At 49.7% G+C, this 18,659-nt stretch carries 22 protein-coding genes and 1 other annotated feature; of the genes, 6 read left to right on the top strand and 16 right to left on the bottom strand.

Annotated elements, in window-relative coordinates:
* Window positions 1-24: 24 nt before the first annotated feature.
* Window positions 25-1,071, top strand: a complete 1,047-nt coding sequence (gene aroH, locus BEG40_RS02275) for a 3-deoxy-7-phosphoheptulonate synthase AroH (protein WP_001082211.1) — start codon at window positions 25-27, stop codon at window positions 1,069-1,071.
* 131 nt (window positions 1,072-1,202) lie between these two features.
* The gene (gene hemP, locus BEG40_RS02270; RefSeq protein WP_010349995.1) at window positions 1,203-1,394 is read left to right on the top strand and encodes a hemin uptake protein HemP; all 192 of its coding nucleotides are present in this window, start codon (window positions 1,203-1,205) and stop codon (window positions 1,392-1,394) included.
* 3 nt (window positions 1,395-1,397) lie between these two features.
* Here hemP and selO read toward each other — a convergent pair whose 3' ends face one another.
* From selO to thrS, 14 genes are all read right to left on the bottom strand, one after another.
* Window positions 1,398-2,834, bottom strand: a complete 1,437-nt coding sequence (selO, locus tag BEG40_RS02265) for a protein adenylyltransferase SelO (protein WP_105284810.1) — start codon at window positions 2,832-2,834, stop codon at window positions 1,398-1,400.
* 62 nt (window positions 2,835-2,896) lie between these two features.
* Window positions 2,897-3,610, bottom strand: a complete 714-nt coding sequence (locus tag BEG40_RS02260; RefSeq protein ID WP_016158169.1) for an EAL domain-containing protein — start codon at window positions 3,608-3,610, stop codon at window positions 2,897-2,899.
* A gap of 240 nt (window positions 3,611-3,850) precedes the next feature.
* The gene (locus tag BEG40_RS02255) at window positions 3,851-4,315 is read right to left on the bottom strand and encodes a C40 family peptidase (RefSeq protein WP_001209771.1); all 465 of its coding nucleotides are present in this window, start codon (window positions 4,313-4,315) and stop codon (window positions 3,851-3,853) included.
* Between the two features lie 77 nt (window positions 4,316-4,392).
* The gene (btuD, locus tag BEG40_RS02250) at window positions 4,393-5,142 is read right to left on the bottom strand and encodes a vitamin B12 ABC transporter ATP-binding protein BtuD (protein WP_105284809.1); all 750 of its coding nucleotides are present in this window, start codon (window positions 5,140-5,142) and stop codon (window positions 4,393-4,395) included.
* Window positions 5,142-5,693, bottom strand: a complete 552-nt coding sequence (gene btuE / locus BEG40_RS02245) for a bifunctional thioredoxin/glutathione peroxidase (protein ID WP_001154179.1) — start codon at window positions 5,691-5,693, stop codon at window positions 5,142-5,144. Before btuE ends, btuD begins: the two co-directional genes overlap by 1 nt.
* 62 nt (window positions 5,694-5,755) lie before the next feature.
* Window positions 5,756-6,736 carry a vitamin B12 ABC transporter permease BtuC gene (btuC, locus tag BEG40_RS02240; RefSeq protein WP_105284808.1) on the bottom strand — a complete coding sequence of 327 codons (981 nt, stop codon included), beginning with the start codon at window positions 6,734-6,736 and terminating at the stop codon, window positions 5,756-5,758.
* A 100-nt stretch (window positions 6,737-6,836) separates the two neighbouring features.
* Window positions 6,837-7,136: an integration host factor subunit alpha gene (gene ihfA, locus BEG40_RS02235; protein ID WP_001229265.1), complete on the bottom strand. Its 300-nt coding sequence runs from the start codon at window positions 7,134-7,136 to the stop codon at window positions 6,837-6,839.
* Window positions 7,137-7,140: 4 nt separating this feature from the next.
* Entirely contained in the window at window positions 7,141-9,528 is a 2,388-nt protein-coding gene (gene pheT, locus BEG40_RS02230) for a phenylalanine--tRNA ligase subunit beta (protein ID WP_105282746.1), read from the bottom strand.
* A gap of 14 nt (window positions 9,529-9,542) precedes the next feature.
* A complete protein-coding gene (gene pheS / locus BEG40_RS02225; protein ID WP_000018588.1) occupies window positions 9,543-10,526 on the bottom strand; it encodes a phenylalanine--tRNA ligase subunit alpha in 984 nt (327 codons plus the stop codon).
* Between the two features lie 208 nt (window positions 10,527-10,734).
* Window positions 10,735-10,859, bottom strand: a sequence feature (Phe leader region).
* Window positions 10,809-10,853 (bottom strand): pheST operon leader peptide PheM, encoded by a 45-nt coding sequence (pheM, locus tag BEG40_RS21840; RefSeq protein ID WP_001386830.1) that lies wholly within the window; start codon window positions 10,851-10,853, stop codon window positions 10,809-10,811. Its footprint overlaps the feature before it by 45 nt.
* 116 nt (window positions 10,860-10,975) lie before the next feature.
* Window positions 10,976-11,332 (bottom strand): 50S ribosomal protein L20, encoded by a 357-nt coding sequence (gene rplT / locus BEG40_RS02215; protein WP_000124850.1) that lies wholly within the window; start codon window positions 11,330-11,332, stop codon window positions 10,976-10,978.
* Window positions 11,333-11,384: 52 nt separating this feature from the next.
* Window positions 11,385-11,582, bottom strand: coding sequence for a 50S ribosomal protein L35 (rpmI, locus tag BEG40_RS02210; RefSeq protein WP_001124225.1), 198 nt, complete (start codon window positions 11,580-11,582; stop codon window positions 11,385-11,387).
* A 92-nt stretch (window positions 11,583-11,674) separates the two neighbouring features.
* Window positions 11,675-12,217: a translation initiation factor IF-3 gene (infC, locus tag BEG40_RS02205; RefSeq protein WP_001700733.1), complete on the bottom strand. Its 543-nt coding sequence runs from the start codon at window positions 12,215-12,217 to the stop codon at window positions 11,675-11,677.
* Window positions 12,218-12,220: 3 nt separating this feature from the next.
* Window positions 12,221-14,149, bottom strand: coding sequence for a threonine--tRNA ligase (gene thrS / locus BEG40_RS02200; RefSeq protein ID WP_001144207.1), 1,929 nt, complete (start codon window positions 14,147-14,149; stop codon window positions 12,221-12,223).
* A gap of 300 nt (window positions 14,150-14,449) precedes the next feature.
* Here thrS and yniD point away from each other — a divergent pair, with 300 nt between their 5' ends.
* The gene (gene yniD, locus BEG40_RS02195; protein ID WP_001142445.1) at window positions 14,450-14,557 is read left to right on the top strand and encodes a small membrane protein YniD; all 108 of its coding nucleotides are present in this window, start codon (window positions 14,450-14,452) and stop codon (window positions 14,555-14,557) included.
* 59 nt (window positions 14,558-14,616) lie between these two features.
* Here the strand turns inward: yniD and BEG40_RS02190 are convergent, their stop codons facing one another.
* A complete protein-coding gene (locus BEG40_RS02190; RefSeq protein ID WP_105284807.1) occupies window positions 14,617-15,375 on the bottom strand; it encodes a DUF481 domain-containing protein in 759 nt (252 codons plus the stop codon).
* Between the two features lie 282 nt (window positions 15,376-15,657).
* Between BEG40_RS02190 and pfkB the strand changes: the two genes are divergently transcribed.
* The 3 genes from pfkB to BEG40_RS02175 all read left to right on the top strand — a co-directional run bounded on the left by pfkB (window position 15,658) and on the right by BEG40_RS02175 (window position 17,944).
* Window positions 15,658-16,590 (top strand): 6-phosphofructokinase II, encoded by a 933-nt coding sequence (pfkB, locus tag BEG40_RS02185; protein ID WP_105284806.1) that lies wholly within the window; start codon window positions 15,658-15,660, stop codon window positions 16,588-16,590.
* 97 nt (window positions 16,591-16,687) lie between these two features.
* Entirely contained in the window at window positions 16,688-16,978 is a 291-nt protein-coding gene (gene ghoS, locus BEG40_RS02180; protein WP_105284805.1) for a type V toxin-antitoxin system endoribonuclease antitoxin GhoS, read from the top strand.
* Between the two features lie 105 nt (window positions 16,979-17,083).
* A complete protein-coding gene (locus BEG40_RS02175; protein WP_000267675.1) occupies window positions 17,084-17,944 on the top strand; it encodes a fructosamine kinase family protein in 861 nt (286 codons plus the stop codon).
* A 40-nt stretch (window positions 17,945-17,984) separates the two neighbouring features.
* Here the strand turns inward: BEG40_RS02175 and BEG40_RS02170 are convergent, their stop codons facing one another.
* Window positions 17,985-18,521, bottom strand: coding sequence for a YniB family protein (locus BEG40_RS02170; RefSeq protein WP_000222184.1), 537 nt, complete (start codon window positions 18,519-18,521; stop codon window positions 17,985-17,987).
* Window positions 18,522-18,659 lie beyond the last annotated feature (138 nt).

The following is an 18,659-nucleotide window of genomic DNA, read 5'->3' as shown; positions in this document are numbered from 1 at the left end:
AGCAACAAATTTCTGAGACTTGTAATGAACAGAACTGACGAACTCCGTACTGCGCGTATCGAGAGTCTGGTAACGCCCGCCGAACTCGCGCTACGGTATCCCGTAACGCCTGGCGTCGCCAGCCATGTCACCGATTCCCGCCGCAGAATTGAAAAAATACTGAATGGTGAAGACAAGCGACTGTTGGTCATTATTGGCCCCTGCTCGATCCACGATCTCACCGCTGCAATGGAGTACGCCACCCGTCTGCAGGCGCTGCGCAACCAGTACCAGTCACGGCTGGAAATCGTAATGCGCACCTATTTTGAAAAACCACGAACCGTTGTCGGCTGGAAAGGATTAATTTCCGATCCGGATTTAAACGGCAGCTATCGGGTAAATCACGGCCTCGAACTGGCGCGTAAGTTACTGTTGCAGGTAAATGAGCTGGGCGTTCCCACCGCGACCGAGTTTCTCGATATGGTGACCGGTCAGTTTATTGCTGACTTAATTAGCTGGGGCGCGATTGGCGCACGCACTACCGAAAGCCAGATCCACCGCGAAATGGCTTCCGCGCTCTCATGCCCGGTAGGCTTTAAAAATGGTACTGATGGCAACACGCGTATTGCCGTGGACGCGATTCGCGCGGCGCGCGCCAGCCATATGTTCCTCTCACCAGACAAAAACGGTCAGATGACCATCTATCAGACCAGCGGCAACCCGTATGGTCACATTATTATGCGCGGCGGCAAAAAGCCGAATTACCATGCCGATGATATCGCCGCCGCCTGCGATACGCTGCACGAGTTTGATTTACCTGAACATCTGGTAGTGGATTTCAGCCACGGCAATTGCCAGAAGCAGCATCGTCGCCAGTTAGAGGTTTGTGAGGATATTTGCCAGCAAATCCGCAATGGCTCTACCGCGATTGCCGGAATTATGGCGGAAAGTTTCCTGCGCGAAGGAACGCAAAAAATCGTCGGTGGTCAGCCGCTCACTTACGGTCAGTCAATTACCGATCCGTGTTTAGGCTGGGAAGATACCGAACACCTGGTCGAAAAACTCGCCTCTGCGGTGGATACCCGCTTCTGAATACATGCCCGTTCCGTCTGGAATGGGCATTTCTGCTCAATAGCTTGTCTTATCAATGAATTATTACTTGCCCTGGCGCAAGATTGTATTGATAATAAGAATCATTGTTATATCAATTATTATTAGTTTTTATGAGCTATACGGATAGCAGCAGACTCACGCCTAAAACGGATGCAAGTCAGAAGGCCTCTTCCCCGCAGCCTGTTCGACGCATTGCCAGCCAGACACTGTTAGGTCCGGATGGCAAACTGATCATTGATCATGACGGACAAGAATATCTGCTCCGTAAAACCCAGGCTGGCAAACTGCTACTGACAAAGTAGCGTTTAACTTGAGCAGCTGACTTCCAGCCGTTTGCCCCAGTCCGGTGGACGGCTGACATAATCATCATCTCTGTCGCTGAAAGGATTTCGCAACGCCTCATGCAGGCGGTGTAATTCCGTCATATCGCCCTGTTCCGCCGCCTCAATGGCTCGTTGTGCCAGCCAGTTGCGCAACACCAACGCCGGATTGACGCTTTGCATAAGTTGCTGACGTTCGCTGTCGGTGACGTTATCTTGCTGCAAACGCGCCCGATAACGGGCAAACCAGTCATCAAATGCCGCACGATCAATAAACTCATCACGCAGTGGCGATGCCGGACTGCGCTGTTCAACCAGGCTAAGGATGCGAAATGTACGGATATAGTCGCTGCGCTCTCGCGCCATCAAACTGAATAATTCATTCAGCAGCGCGTTATCTTCTTTTTGTTCCGTCATAAAGCCCAGTTTCTGCCGCATTCGTTGCCCATAATGTGTCAACAAAACCTGTTGATAGCTATCCAGCGCCGCATTGAGCGCATCCACAGCAATAAATGGCGACAATGTCTGTGCCAGACGCTGTAAATTCCACAACGCGACGGCAGGCTGATTATCAAAACTATAACGCCCCTGATGGTCAGAGTGATTACAGATAAAACCAGGCTCGTAATCATCGAGGAAGCCGAACGGCCCGTAATCGAACGTCAGTCCGAGAATCGACATGTTGTCAGTGTTCATAACACCATGAGCAAAACCGACTGTCTGCCAGTGAGCAATTAACGACGCGGTACGTGCGACAACATCGGTAAACCAGAGACGGTATTTATCCTCATCATCCTGAAGATGTGACCAGTAATGACGGATGGCGAAGTCAGCCAACTGGCGAACCTTTTCCGGCTCGCGGCGATAGTAAAAGTGTTCGAAGTGACCAAATCGCAGATGGCTTTGCGCCACGCGCATTAGCATCGCGCCTGATTCTACCGTTTCCCGGTAAACTGGCGTATCGCTGGTAACGATGCTTAAAGCGCGCGTCGTCGGAATGCCCAGATAATGCATCGCCTCACTGGCGAGACTTTCACGAATCGTAGAGCGTAATACCGCCCGTCCATCGCCCATTCGCGAATAAGGCGTCAGCCCCGCTCCTTTCAGATGCCAGTCCATTGTTGTGCCATCGGCAAGTTGTTGCTCACCGAGAAGAATGCCACGCCCGTCACCCAACTGGCCCGCCCAGACGCCAAACTGATGACCGCTGTAGACCTGCGCCAGTGGCGACATGCCAGGCAGTAATGTTTCTCCCCCCCAGACGTCAGCACCACGTTCAAACAGTGACGATGGAATACCCAGCGTGTTAGCCAGTTCAGCATTATGCCAAATCAGCCGGGCATTATTTAAAGGCGTGGGGGAAAGTGCTGTATAAGTTGCTGGCAATTCATCGCGCCAGCGGGTAATAAAAGACAGGGTCATAGATCCTCCTGTCTGATAGTGTAGACGGTTACCCTCATCTTAAACACCAGCAAACAAAAGGGTTATCGCTGAACCAGCGTTGTTACCTGACTGACGGGAACAGCAGGCCATAAGCATCCTTGTAGGGCATGAAAACCATACGGTGTGATTCGCGCCAACATTTCTGAGGTATCGATACCTGCCGCAATGATATAGCTGCAACAAGGCGAAATTTGCGTATGAATAGCACGAATAAATGGCGCGAAGGATGTATTAGCTATTTGTTGCTTAACAAAGCCTTTATCCAACATAACTCGAGTGAAAAGACCATCAAATATTGCTTTCATGTTGCTGTTGCCCGCACCTAAATTCCCCAACACCAACGGAGAAATTTGTGATAAGCGCAAGAGATTACAATTGTCTTTTCCCTCATTAAGTTGTGGATAATTTTCATTAATCCGCAATTCAATGAAAGGAAATTTTAATAGTTGGTCTGCGTAATTATTAGCACCTAATAATAATCTTGCTACTTGTGGCGTCAAATTTATCCATGCGAAAAATTTGTGTTGAATAAAAAAATGCTGGCATGATTTAAGTAATTCTAGCTGCTCGGCAAATAGCTGCCAATGCTGTTCCTCGGAAAGCTGCGCCATAACCCGCGTGGTCGGGATGCGAACCATACCGTCTTCACTGGAGAAATGGGTTATTAATTCAACCCCAACAAGATTTTGCCGGCTATCTCTTATCGGCAGGAAATAGCAATCAGAATGATAAACATTATCCAGTAAAATCTTCATGGTAATCGCCCTTCTCCAGAAATATTTTTACAAATCCGGCTAAAAAGGATGAGACCATAAAACATAAAAAAAACAGAAAGGATAACTTTCATTTGTTCCTTGTTAACCACTTTTTCATGGGTCCTTTTTTAGATTATTCTAATTATAAACGAATATTCCCTTTACGGAATTTTTGTCTGAAAAATACTACGGTATTCAGAAGTAAAAGGACGATGATACATCACCGTCCTTTTCGACATACTAGATTCGTCTCGCTTGCCAGAAATTTTTCTGCCAGTAAACATTATCAAGGGAAGAGCGCATCACCCCTTTGCTGGTAGAGGCGTGAATAAATTGGTTATTGGTATCATAAATACCCACATGTAAACCATTTTGCCCAGAGCCGGTTTTGAAGAAAACCAGATCGCCTGGCAGCAACTCGTCTTTATCAATTTGAGTACCGATAGAGGCCTGTTGCTTTGTTTCACGCGGCAACTGCAAATCGAAACGATCGCGCATCGTTACGACCACAAAGCCTGAGCAGTCAACCCCACGACGACTCATACCACCATAACGATAAGGTGTGCCATGCCAGCTTTGTAGTTGATCGTTCAAACCGGCAATCACGGTAATAGAGTCAGAAAGTCTGGCGTTTGGTGGCGGCGCTTTATGATGGCTACACCCGGCCAGAAACAGTGCTGTGATTAAAATAAGGCAGAAACGCATTCCGTACGAATCCTCTGTTTTTTATTCTTGCATTAATTTAGCGTCGAAATTACCCGATTTTCAAGATGCTATTGTTATCAGGCAGTCGAAATCAGCATTCTGTGACCTTCAATGTCCAGACGGCGGAAATTCATCCCATAGGCCTGCGCCAGATTAGGCGGTGTCAGAACTTCCTCCCGGCGTCCACTGGCCAGCAATTTCCCGCCTTTTAGCAGCCACGCACGATGCGCGTGACGCAATGTGTGATTAAGGTCGTGACTGCTCATCACAATCGCCAGTCCTTGCTGGCACAGCTCGCTCAGAATTTTGTCTAACGCACTTTGTTGGGCAACGTCAAGGCTGTTCATGGGTTCATCGAGAAGCAGCAATTGCCCTACAGGATTGGCTTGCGGCGTGATTTGCAGCACCACCGCAGCAAGACGTACGCGTTGCCATTCACCACCGGAAAGTTGATTGGTGCTACGTCCGAGCTTGTCATCAAGAGCCAGCGCCCCAGCGACATCATTTAGCAGATCGCTACGCGTTTTATCATGCTGATGCAGGGTCAGGTAATGCCAGACCGGCATAGCAAATGGCGGTGTTTGTTGTTGCGAAAGATAGGCGCGATGCAGCGCGAGTTTTGTTGCGGACCATGCTTCCAGTGGTTGCCCCGCGAACTGAATGCTTCCCTTACCGCTGGTCATTCCGGCCATTCGCGCCAGCAAGGTACTCTTACCCGCGCCGTTTGGCCCCACCAGATGCAGGATCTCCCCTGCCCGAACTTCACCCGAAAGCGGCCCCAGGCGGGTTGATTCCGCTACATCCTGCAACTGCATCACAATAGACATTATTTTGCCAACGCCAGTTTAATACTTTCCATTACAATGGGATCTTCCGGCGTCATATCCGGGGAAAAACGCTGGATGACCTTGCCGTCCCTGCCTACCAGGAATTTCTCAAAATTCCATAAAATATCATCAGGATACAGTGGCGCACGCCCCTTACTGGCCATGCGCGCATAGAATCCGCTTTCTTCCGGCGCGACTGCGGTCGGCGCTGCGGCAATCAGTTTTTGATACAGCGGATGGCGACCTTCACCATTGACCTCAATCTTACTGAACATCGGGAACGTTACTCCCCAGGTGGTTGTACAGTAAGTTTTAATCTCTTCATCACTGCCCGGCTCTTGCTCAAGAAACTGGTTGCACGGAAATCCCAGCACGACAAAACCACGATCGGCCCAGGCTTTCTGAATATTCTCCAGCTGCTCATATTGCGGCGTTAAGCCACACTTTGAGGCAACATTGACAATCAACAGTACATTACCGGCATATTTCTCCAGCGTGGTCACTTCACCGTCGATATCCTTCACTACGGTCGTCAGAATGGAATCTTGCATCGTGTCTCCTGGATGTGGTCAGTAAAAATCTTAGCTTTTAATCATAGACCTTCTTTTTACGGCTAACGTCCTGCTTTTAACAATAGCCAGATAAACACCGGTGCGCCCAACGTAGCGGTGACTACACCAATTGGCAGCTCGGCGGAAACCAGTGCCAGACGAGCGACGACATCAGCGAGTAGCAATGCCGTAGCGCCTGCCAGAGCACAGCCAGGAAGTAAAACACGGTGATCGGTTAACCCGCACAGCCGCAGAATATGCGGGATCACCAGACCAATAAATCCAATAGCACCAGCAAGCGCCACACTGACGCCGACCATCCAGCCGGTTGCTGCTACCAGTACATTGCGCCAGAACCAAAGAGGCAGCCCCAGCTGTCGCGCCGAGACCTCGCCAAGAGCTAACATATTCATCGGTCTGGACTGACAGCAAATCCACAACAATACCGGGATCAACGCCACCATCAGCCAGCTTTGCCGCCAGTCAACACCGCCAAAGCCGCCCATCATCCAGTACATTAACTGGCGCAAATCAACCGATGTGGAAAAGTAGATGGCCCACGTCATTAATGCGCTACAGATAATCCCTAATGCAACTCCCGCCAGCAATAATCGGCTGGTCGAAAGATGACGGCGGGCAAAACGCAGGAGAATTAAAGTGATAATGAGTGCACCAGCAATGGCACAAAGTCCCAGCGCCCACTCAGGTAATTGCCCGTGCCCCAGCAATACAGCAGCGATAAGGCCTACACCAGCGCCATTAGAAACGCCGAGTAACCCGGGTTCTGCAAGCGGGTTTTCAAATAACGCCTGCATTACTGCGCCGGATAACGCCAGCGCCGCACCAACCAGCAATACAGCCAGCGTACGTGGAAGACGTATTTGCCAGACAAAAAGCTCGCCTCGGGGGGTAAACCAGTCAGTTGGCGAGATCCATTGTTCACCAGCACAGAGGCTTAAAAGAAGCGCCAGCAGCATTAATACTGACAGGCTAAATAACCAGCGTACATTTTGTCGCTGTTGTTGGCGGGCAAGTGTCAGCATGGTATCCGTTCAGCTGCAGAGTAATGCTGTTGATTTTACGGTGACTCGCCGGGAGTGAAAAGAAAAAAGGCCGCAGAGCGGCCTTTTTAGTTAGATCAGATTACTCGTCTTTGGGCGAAGCGTTTTCGACACGGCTCTTTAACTTCTGTCCGGGTCTGAAGGTCACCACGCGCCGTGCTGTAATGGGAATATCTTCGCCCGTTTTCGGGTTACGTCCCGGGCGTTGATTCTTATCACGCAGATCGAAGTTACCAAAACCAGAGAGTTTCACCTGTTCGCCGTTTTCCAGAGCGCGACGGATCTCTTCGAAAAACAGTTCAACCAGTTCTTTGGCATCCCGCTTGCTAAGCCCAAGCTTATCAAACAGATATTCTGACATTTCAGCTTTTGTAAGCGCCATAGGTTCAATCCCTCAATGATGCCTGGAATCGCTCTTTTAATGCCTCTACACATTTGGCGACGGTAGCGGCAATCTCCTCTTCTTCAAGTGTACGGCTGGTATCTTGCAGGATCAGGCTAATGGCGAGGCTCTTATACCCCTCCGCAACACCCTTACCACGGTACACGTCAAATAAGTTTACGCCAACTACCTGATTTACGCCAACTTTCTTACATTCGGATAAAATATCCGCAGCAGGAACGTTTTCTGCGACCACAACAGCGATGTCACGACGGTTCGCCGGGAAGCGAGAAATCTCGCGCGCCTGAGGCACCACGCGGTCTGCGAGCTTGTTCCACTCCAGTTCAAACACCAGAGTGCGACCGTTAAGATCCAGTTTACGTTCCAGTTCAGGATGAACAACCCCAACAAAACCAATGCGTTCACCTTTCAGATAAATCGCTGCGGATTGTCCCGGATGCAGTGCCGGATTCGCTTCTGCACGGAACTCAACGTCAGCCAGTTTACCGGTCAGGTCGAGAACGGATTCAAGATCGCCTTTCAAATCATAGAAATCAACGGTCTCTTTTGCCAGGTTCCAGTGCTCTTCGTAGCGGTTACCGCAAATCACACCAGCTAACATCAGATCCTGACGAATGCCCAACGGTGCCTGAGTATCCGGCACGAAACGCAGACCGCTTTCGAAAATACGCACACGGTTTTGCTGACGGTTCTGGTTGTACACCACGGTTGCCAGCAGGCCAGTCCACAGAGAAAGACGCATTGCCGACATTTCAACGGAAATCGGGCTTGGCAGCAGTAAGGCTTCAACGCCCGGATGGATCATCTGTTGAACTTTCGGATCAACGAAGCTGTAAGTGATCACTTCCTGATAGCCTTTGTCGTTGAGCAGCGTTTTCACGCGCTTGAGTGACAGGTCAGCTTCACGATGAGTGCCCATAATCAGGCTCGCCTGTACTGGCTCATCCGGGATGTTGTTGTAGCCGTAAACACGCGCCACTTCTTCGACCAGATCTTCTTCAATCTCCATGTCGAAACGCCAGCTTGGCGCAACAGCCTGCCACTCGTCCTTGCCTTCGGTCACTTCACAGCCGAGACGACGCAGAATGTCAGTCACCTGTTCATCAGCAATATGATGGCCGATCAGGCGATCCAGTTTGCTACGACGAAGAGTGATGGTCGCACGCTTCGGCAGCGTTGCTTCGTTAGTGATATCGATAATCGGGCCAGCTTCACCGCCGCAGATGTCAATCAGCAGACGGGTCGCACGTTCCATCGCTTTGTGCTGCAGTGCCGGATCAACACCACGCTCGTAACGATGAGACGCATCGGTATGCAGACCATGGCGACGAGCACGACCGGTGATAGACAGCGGGCTGAAGAAAGCACATTCCAGCAGGACGTTCTGCGTTTCTTCATTTACGCCAGAGTGTTCGCCACCGAAAATGCCGCCCATCGCCAGCGCCTTGTTGTGGTCGGCAATGACCAGGGTGTCAGCATTCAGCTTCGCTTCAGTACCGTCGAGCAGCACCAGCGTTTCACCCTCTTTCGCCATCCGCACCACAATGCCGCCTTCAATACGATCTTTATCGAAAGCGTGCATCGGCTGGCCCAGTTCGAGCAGCACGTAGTTGGTTACGTCAACCACCGCATCAATAGAACGAATACCGCAGCGACGCAGTTTTTCTTTCATCCACAGCGGGGTTGGCGCTTTAACATTAATGCCTTTAACCACACGCCCAAGGTAACGCGGGCAGGCTTCCGGCGCTTCTACTGCAATCGGCAGCGTGTCGTCGATGGTCGCACCAACCGGAACGATTTCCGGTTCAATCAGCGGTAGTTGATTCAGCACAGCCACGTCACGCGCAACACCAATGATGCCTAAGCAGTCGGCACGGTTTGGCGTAACGCTGATTTCGATAGTGTTGTCATCAAGTTTCAGGTATTCGCGGATGTCGGTGCCAATTGGCGCATCCGCTGGCAGTTCGATAATGCCGTTGTGATCGTCAGAAATACCCAGCTCAGAGAAGGAGCACAGCATCCCTTCAGACGGTTCGCCACGCAGTTTCGCCGCTTTAATTTTGAAATCGCCTGGCAGAACAGCACCAATAGTCGCTACCGCCACACGCAGCCCCTGACGGCAGTTTGGCGCACCGCAGACGATATCCAGCAGGCGATCGCCGCCGACATTGACTTTCGTCACACGCAGTTTGTCCGCGTTCGGATGCTGGGCACACTCAACCACTTCACCGACAACCACGCCGTGGAAGCTACCTGCAACGGGTTCTACACCGTCAACTTCCAGACCCGCCATGGTGATTTGATTCGCCAGCGCGTCGCTATCAATCGCTGGGTTCACCCATTCGCGTAACCACAGTTCACTGAATTTCATAATCTATTCCTGCCTTATTTAAACTGTTTGAGGAAACGCAGATCGTTTTCGAAGAATGAACGCAGGTCGGTGACGCCATAACGCAACATGGTCAGACGCTCCATTCCCATCCCGAAGGCGAAACCAGAGTAAACTTCCGGGTCGATACCAACGTTACGCAGCACGTTCGGATGCACCATCCCACAACCCAGCACTTCCAGCCATTTGCCGTTTTTACCCATGACGTCGACTTCTGCAGACGGTTCGGTGAACGGGAAATAGGAAGGACGGAAACGAATTTGCAAATCTTCTTCAAAGAAGTTACGCAGGAAGTCGTGCAACGTGCCTTTCAGGTTGGTAAAGCTGATGTTGGTATCAACAATCAGACCTTCCATCTGATGGAACATCGGCGTGTGGGTCTGGTCGTAGTCGTTACGATAAACACGTCCAGGCGCGATGATACGAATCGGCGGCTGCTGAGCTTTCATGGTACGGATCTGTACGCCAGACGTCTGAGTACGTAGCAGGCGGGTTGCATCAAACCAGAAAGTGTCGTGGTCAGCGCGCGCTGGGTGGTGACCAGGAATGTTCAGAGCATCGAAGTTATGATAATCATCTTCGATTTCCGGCCCGGTCGCCACGGTAAAGCCAAGCTCACCGAAGAAACTTTCGATACGGTCGATGGTACGGGTCACCGGATGCAGACCGCCATTTTCAATACGGCGACCAGGCAGGGAGACATCAATAGTTTCTGCCGCCAGACGCGCATTCAGCGCCGCGCTTTCCAGTTCAGCTTTACGCGCATTCAACGCCTGCTGCACCTGCTCTTTCGCTTCGTTGATAACCGCACCGGCTGCCGGGCGTTCTTCTGGCGGCAGTTCACGCAGGGTCGTCATCTGAAGGGTTAAGTGCCCTTTTTTACCCAAATATTCGACGCGCACATTGTCTAACGCGGCAACATCTGACGCCTGGCTAATGGCCGCCTTCGCACTGGCAACCAGTTCTGCGAGATGTGACATGGTTTTCCTCATTGTGTCAGTGGTGACACTGGTTCGTTGGACTTAGAGCCTATCCCATCAGACTATTTTACTTGCCATTTTGTCCTGGGCAGTGCTCGAAATCCTCACGTACTTAAGTACGCTCCGGTTTCTCCGCGCTGGCCGTGTCCAAACTGGCTGCGACAATTACGCCTGATGAGACAGGCTTTTTATTTCTCAAAACGCGCATACAAAAAAAGCCTCCACTGGGAGGCTTTCAGGCGCTGTTTTCCGTTTCTCTTCTCACGCGCTAGCCTCCTGGAGTCAGGTGCTAAAGTAAAAAAAGAAGCGGAAAATAGCAGCATTCATTGCTTGCGTTACCTTTTGGTACTCTTCAAAAGACCTTTATTGAAAAGGCTACGGCGATAAAAGTCAATGTTCTGATAGTGTTGAAACGAAAAGAGGGAGACTAGCTCCCTCTTCCAACTGGCTTATGCCAGAGCTGCTTTCGCTTTTTCAACCAGAGCGGTGAACGCTACTTTGTCGAATACTGCGATATCAGCCAGGATCTTACGGTCGATTTCAACAGAGGCTTTTTTCAGGCCATTGATGAATTTGCTGTAAGAAATACCGTTCTGACGTGCTGCTGCGTTGATACGCGCAATCCACAGTTGACGGAACTGACGCTTACGTTGACGACGGTCACGGTAAGCATACTGACCAGCTTTGATAACAGCCTGGAAGGCAACGCGGTATACGCGAGAACGCGCACCGTAGTAACCTTTAGCTTGTTTCAAAATTTTCTTGTGACGTGCGCGTGCAATAACACCACGTTTTACGCGAGCCATATGTGCTCTCCTGTATCTATATTCTAATTAAAAAGTTAAAAACGTTAACGGCTTATGCGTACGGCAGGCACGCGATTACCAGGCCCAGATCGCCTTTGGAAACCATGGCTTTCGGACGCAGGTGACGTTTACGTTTGGTCGCTTTTTTGGTCAGAATGTGACGCAGGTTAGCGTGCTTGTGCTTAAAACCACCTTTACCGGTTTTTTTGAAGCGCTTAGCAGCACCGCGTACGGTCTTAATTTTTGGCATTTTAATAACTTCCACTTCGCATTGTTGATAAACAGAAACAAAGGCGAATCACCCTGTGAGCCGAAGCCCACAGGAATGATTACTTGATGGCCTTACTGTTTCTTCTTAGGAGCGAGCACCATGATCATCTGGCGGCCTTCGATCTTCGTTGGGAAGGATTCGACCACTGCCAGTTCTTGCAAATCGTCTTTCACGCGATTAAGCACTTCCATACCGATTTGCTGGTGCGCCATCTCACGACCACGGAAACGCAGTGTGATTTTGGCTTTGTCACCCTCTTCCAGAAAGCGAATCAGGCTGCGGAGTTTTACCTGATAGTCGCCTTCATCTGTACCAGGACGGAATTTGATTTCCTTAACCTGGATAACTTTTTGCTTTTTCTTCTGTTCCTTAGAAGACTTGCTCTTTTCATAGAGGAATTTGCCGTAATCCATGATACGACAAACCGGCGGCTCGGCGTTAGGGCTGATCTCGACTAAGTCTACTCCGGCTTCTTCTGCTTTCTCCAGAGCTTCTCTCAGACTCACAATACCAAGCTGCTCGCCTTCCAGACCTGTTAAGCGAACTTCCTGGGCGCGAATTTCGCCATTGATACGGTTAGGGCGCGCCGTTTGAACTCGTTTTCCGCCTTTAATACCTTATTCCTCCAATTGTTTAAGACTGCGGCTGCGAATCTCTTGTTGCAGCTTCTCGATCACTTCATTTACGTCCATGCTTCCCAGGTCTTTACCACGGCGGGTGCGAACGGCAACTTTGCCTGATTCCACCTCTTTATCACCACAGACCAGCATATATGGGACGCGACGCAAAGTGTGCTCGCGGATTTTAAAGCCAATCTTCTCATTTCTCAAGTCTGCTTTAACACGAATGCCCGCATTTGATAGTTTTTGCGTCAATTCGTTAACGTATTCAGACTGAGAATCGGTAATATTCATGATAACAACCTGCACTGGCGCAAGCCAGGTCGGGAAGAAACCAGCGAACTCTTCGGTCAGGATACCAATGAAACGTTCCATTGACCCCAGAATTGCGCGGTGAATCATTACCGGAACCTTACGCTCGTTGTCTTCGCCTACATAAGAGGCGCTCAGACGAGACGGCAAGGAGAAGTCCAGCTGTACTGTACCGCACTGCCATGCACGATCGAGGCAGTCATACAGGGTAAATTCAATTTTCGGACCGTAGAAAGCGCCTTCACCCAGTTGATATTCAAACGGGATGTTGTTTTCTTCCAGCGCAACCGCCAGATCCGCCTCAGCACGATCCCACATTTCGTCACTGCCAATACGTTTTTCAGGACGAGTGGAAAGTTTGACCACGATTTTTTCGAAGCCAAAAGTGCTGTACATATCATAGACTAAACGGATACATCCGTTAACTTCATCGCGAATTTGTTCTTCAGTACAGAAGATATGCGCGTCATCCTGGGTAAAACCACGTACACGCATCAGGCCATGCAGAGAACCTGACGGCTCGTTACGGTGGCAGCTACCGAACTCGGCCATACGCAGCGGCAGATCGCGATACGACTTCAGCCCCTGGTTGAAAATTTGTACGTGACCCGGGCAGTTCATCGGCTTAATGCAGTATTCACGGTTCTCTGAAGAGGTGGTGAACATTGCATCTTTGTAGTTGTCCCAGTGACCGGTTTTTTCCCACAGGACGCGGTCCATCATGAACGGACCTTTTACTTCCTGATACTGGTACTCTTTCAGTTTAGAACGAACGAATACTTCCAGTTCACGGAAGATTGTCCAGCCGTCGTTGTGCCAGAATACCATACCCGGCGCTTCTTCCTGCATATGATACAGGTCAAGCTGTTTGCCGATTTTACGGTGATCGCGTTTAGCAGCTTCTTCCAGGCGCTGCAGGTAAGCGTTGAGGGCTTTTTTGTCTGCCCACGCAGTACCGTAAATACGCTGCAACATTTTGTTGTTGCTGTCGCCGCGCCAGTAAGCGCCTGCCGTTTTCATCAGTTTGAAATGATGGCAGAAACGCATATTCGGTACGTGCGGACCACGGCACATATCGACATATTCTTCATGGAAATAGAGGCCAGGCTGGTCATCATGAGCAATATTTTCGTCCAGGATGGAGACTTTATAGCTCTCGCCGCGTTTAACAAACGTTTCACGCGCTTCGTGCCAGCTGACTTTCTTCTTAATGACGTCGTAGTTTTTCTCAGCAAGCTCATGCATCCGCTTCTCGAGTGCTTCGACATCTTCCTGGGTTAACGTGCGGTCAAGATCAACGTCGTAATAGAAACCGTTGTCAATAACCGGGCCGATTGCCATTTTGGTATGCGGCCAAAGTTGTTTAATCGCGTGCCCTAACAGGTGCGCGCAGGAGTGACGAATGATCTCCAGACCTTCTTCGTCTTTTGCGGTAATGATCGACAGTTGTGCGTCGTTTTCAATCAGATCGCAAGCATCAACCAGCTCACCATTTACGCGCCCTGCGATACAGGCTTTCGCCAGACCTGGACCAATGTCCAGCGCAACATCCATGGGACTTACAGCGTGGTCGTAATGGCGTTGGCTGCCATCAGGAAGAGTAATAACAGGCATGTTATATCCTTATTTGCAGTGGTGACCCATACGCAAGATCACATACAAAGATTCATATGAAATTTACCAAAAAGGTTTGGGCTGATTCCCGCTTCACTCTGCGAAATATGTCATAACATGCTGATTAGCGATGCCAGACCTACACCCACTTTCTGATAATACCGTCTGGCAGTTTACACGGTATTTGTTATCGGGCAAAGCGGCAATCATCATGATCGAAATGATATAAATCAATACAGGCAACGCCTGCCCATTTTGTTACACTCGGATATTGACCACTCGAAATACGCAGGAAAACACATGCCGACAAAACGTTTTGACAAAAAACACTGGAAGATGGTGGTGGTGTTGCTGGCTATTTGTGGCGCAATGCTGTTACTGCGTTGGGCGGCAATGATTTGGGGTTGAATGGTAAAATGCTATTAGCTAACGAAAAAGCCAGACCGCTCGTCGCGGCCCGGCAGTAATTACATTTTATATCCCAGCGATAACGTTGTTCGGCGATCGGTATGTTCTGGAGCCGATTCAGGCGGTTCAGAGTTCCATGTAACGTTGTACGCCACCTTCAGGCCGAAATGTTCATTAATAGCCACATTTAACGCGCTTTCCGAGTTCAGCGTCGTATCTTCCGCGCCAAAGACGGAAACGCCCTGGGTAATTTTCGCGTTGTCGGTCAACTGCCACGCGTAAGCCCCGGAAGCATAACCCAGCGGCTGGGTTTTACTAGCATTGTCGGTATATTTGTCGTAACGCACGCCAGGACCGAATTCAAAGCGGAAGCTGTGTACCGGACCATTCAAAAACTGGCGACCATAACCCGCAGTCAGCACATCGCGTTCGCGATAACCGTTATAGCGGTCTGTCAGCCAGCTTGCTTGACCAAATAAATAGTCATAGTCAGTTAAATTAAAACGGCTACGCCCGCCCGCCGCATATTTTTCCGAAGAACGCTCATCGTTAGAAGAAGTATTACTGGCATTCCCCCACAGCGACCAGGCAGTAGAATGCCCATACCAGGTCATAGTGGTATCAGCTGTTAGTGAAGAACTTTTCGTGTTACCTGATTGTGCAAGGTAGCCTGCATTCAGATTACCTTCAAAAGGTTTTTTGGCGCTGGCAGGATCGTCCATGACAGTAAAAACGGAATCATCGGCAGCTGCATTCAGAGACGCAAACATACCCCCCGCCAGCATAACGATGGCAGGAACTATCTTCAAAAGCTTCATTTATTAAAAGTCCGTACAACAAAAAAAGAGACCATCGCGGTCCCGGAAACTTTCTTAAGGATCAAAGAGTAGCGTCCCTGGAAAGGTGACAAATTATAAAAAGGAGTGAAAAACTTAGCAACGACTTCTTATTTCATTTTTTGAATAAGCACATTACGAAAACAAATATTTATATATCTTCATCTTATTATTTTCATATAAATATCCAATAAATCATATTGTTAATTTCTTCACTTTCCACTGATTCAGTGCCAGACTGAAATCAGCCTATAGGAGGAAATGATGGTACGTATCTATACGTTGACACTTGCGCCCTCTCTCGATAGCGCAACAATTACCCCGCAAATTTATCCCGAAGGAAAACTGCGTTGTACCGCCCCGGTGTTCGAGCCTGGTGGCGGCGGTATTAACGTCGCCCGCGCCATTGCTCACCTTGGTGGGAGCGCCACGGCAATCTTCCCGGCTGGCGGAGCGACTGGCGAACATCTGGTTTCACTGCTGGTTGATGAAAATGTCCCGGTTGCGACCGTCGAAGCAAAAGACTGGACCCGCCAGAATCTGCACGTACATGTGGAGTCTACAGGTGAGCAGTACCGATTTGTCATGCCTGGCGCGACATTAAGTGACGATGAATTTCGTCAACTTGAAGAGCAAGTTCTGGAAATTGAATCTGGAGCCATCCTGGTCATCAGCGGAAGCCTGCCCCCAGGAGTGAAGCTGGAAAAATTAACTCAGCTTATTTCCGCTGCGCAAAGGCAAGGGATTCGCTGCATCGTCGACAGTTCTGGCGAGGCTTTAAGTGCAGCCCTGGCCATTGGCAATATTGAACTGGTTAAGCCTAACCAGAAAGAACTCAGTGCACTGGTTAACCGCGAACTCACCCAACCTGATGATGTGCGCAAAGCCGCGCAGGAAATCGTTAATAACGGTAAGGCCAGGCGGGTTGTCGTTTCCCTTGGTCCGCAGGGCGCGCTGGGAGTGGACAGCGAAAACTGTATTCAGGTCGTGCCACCACCGGTGAAAAGCCAGAGTACCGTCGGTGCAGGCGACAGCATGGTCGGCGCGATGACGCTGAAACTGGCGGAAAATGCCTCTCTTGAAGAGATGGTTCGTTTTGGGGTCGCTGCGGGCAGCGCCGCCACGCTCAATCAGGGAACTCGCCTGTGCTCCCATGACGATACGCAAAAAATTTACGCTTACCTTTCCCACTCATAGAGATATTCCCCCAATATTGGGGGAATCACCATAAACCTGTCGACAACGCGTTTCTCCGACTATGCTAAAAAATCACGTGATAACAAAGAGGTGAATTATGGCTGGTGGCGATCTTGTCCGTTATGTCATTACTGTCATGTTGCATGAAGACACATTAACTGAAATTAATGAGTTAAATAACTTTCTGACACGCGACGGTTTTTTACTGACCATGACGGATGATGACGGAAATATCCATGAGCTGGGAACGAACACCCTTGGGCTTATCAGTACTCAAAGTGAAGATGAAATAAGAGAGCTGGTTGCCGCACTCACCCAAAGCGCCACAGGCAAAGACCCAGAGATCATAATCACCACCTGGGAGGACTGGCATAGCAACAGAAAATAAATGGTTTTTGGGCAATAATCAGTCTGTGGTGTGCGTTAGCTCGTGTTTTTGCACCGCATTCCTGCGCTAACCTTATGATCTGGCAGACAACATGGGAGAGACATCATGTGGCAGGCAATCAGTCGTCTTTTGAGCGAGCAGTTAGGTGAAGGCGAAATCGAACTGCGTAATGAACTGCCTGGCGGAGAAGTCCATGCCGCATGGCATTTACGCTATGCAGGACGTGACTTTTTCGTCAAATGTGATGAAAGGGAACTGCTTTCCGGTTTTACCGCCGAAGCCGACCAACTGGAATTACTGTCGCGCAGTAAAACCGTCACCGTGCCTAAAGTCTGGGCTGTTGGCGCTGACCGCGACTACAGTTTTTTGGTGATGGACTATCTCCCGCCTCGCCCGTTGGATGCACATAACGCATTTATTTTAGGACAGCAAATTGCGCACCTGCATCAATGGAGTGACCAGCCGCAATTTGGCCTCGATTTTGATAACGCACTTTCCACTACTCCACAACCCAACACCTGGCAACGTCGCTGGTCAACGTTCTTTGCTGAACAACGTATTGGCTGGCAACTGGAACTGGCGGCAGAAAAAGGGATCGCCTTCGGCAATATCGACGCCATCGTCGAGCATATTCAGCAGCGTCTGAGTTCACATCAGCCACAGCCTTCACTGTTACACGGTGATTTATGGTCTGGCAACTGCGCTCTGGGCCCGGAGGGGCCGTATATATTCGACCCTGCCTGTTACTGGGGCGACAGAGAGTGCGATCTGGCGATGTTGCCACTGCATACCGAACAGCCGCCACAAATCTATGACGGCTATCAGTCCGTTTCACCGCTACCGGCAGATTTCCTCGAACGTCAACCAATTTACCAACTCTACACGTTGCTTAACCGTGCAAGGTTGTTTGGCGGGCAGCATTTGGTTATTGCCCAGCAGTCACTGGATAGATTGTTAGCAGCGTGATGTGGATTGATGATAATGGCCGCCCCATGCGGCCTTTTGCTTAAATAAATCCAAGCAAAGAAAAGAACACATACCCCGCAGCAATACAAATTACTGGCAGGATATAGAGTGAGAAAATCTGTAAGAAAATAGTATGGTGTGGCACAACAATGCGTGACTCAATCTGTTCACGCGTTAACCCCTCTTCCCCTTTAGCCTTCTCCAGAATGAGTTGATCCTCAACACCTTCGCGCAAAAAGCGCGCCTGGCGGCTCATACGGGCACCAGAGTCTTGCAACGCAAGCCCCACAAATATCAGGATGAAAATCACCCAAAACATAACGTTCACGCCACCATTAAAATTGGGCGTCGGTGAGTTGTACCAGAACAGATTCAGAAAAGGCGTATTCGCCTGCATCATATCGATCATGACATGCGCAAAATCGAGCATTACAGCATTGATACCTTCCTGGGATTCTTGCCGAACATTCATAAACTTCAGCAAGGAAATTAACGTGGAAACAAGTGTCGGTATAAAAATCACCCAACCCAAAATCCTTTTCAAAACAGCAATGCGTCCAGCTTGTTGATACGTCATGAGTTCTCCTTGATTAAGACGCGTCGTTTCAATTAGTTTACCTGTAGATATCTGTTTTCGCCCATTCTTTAAAGGCGATATGATAGGCGCTTAATCATAAGCACTGCTTAATACCTTACACATAATGCTCTAAAGGAG

It is taken from the genome of Escherichia sp. MOD1-EC5495, assembly GCF_002965965.1.
Taxonomy (GTDB): Bacteria; Pseudomonadota; Gammaproteobacteria; order Enterobacterales; family Enterobacteriaceae; genus Escherichia; species Escherichia ruysiae.
This window is presented reverse-complemented; position numbering and strand designations above follow the sequence as displayed.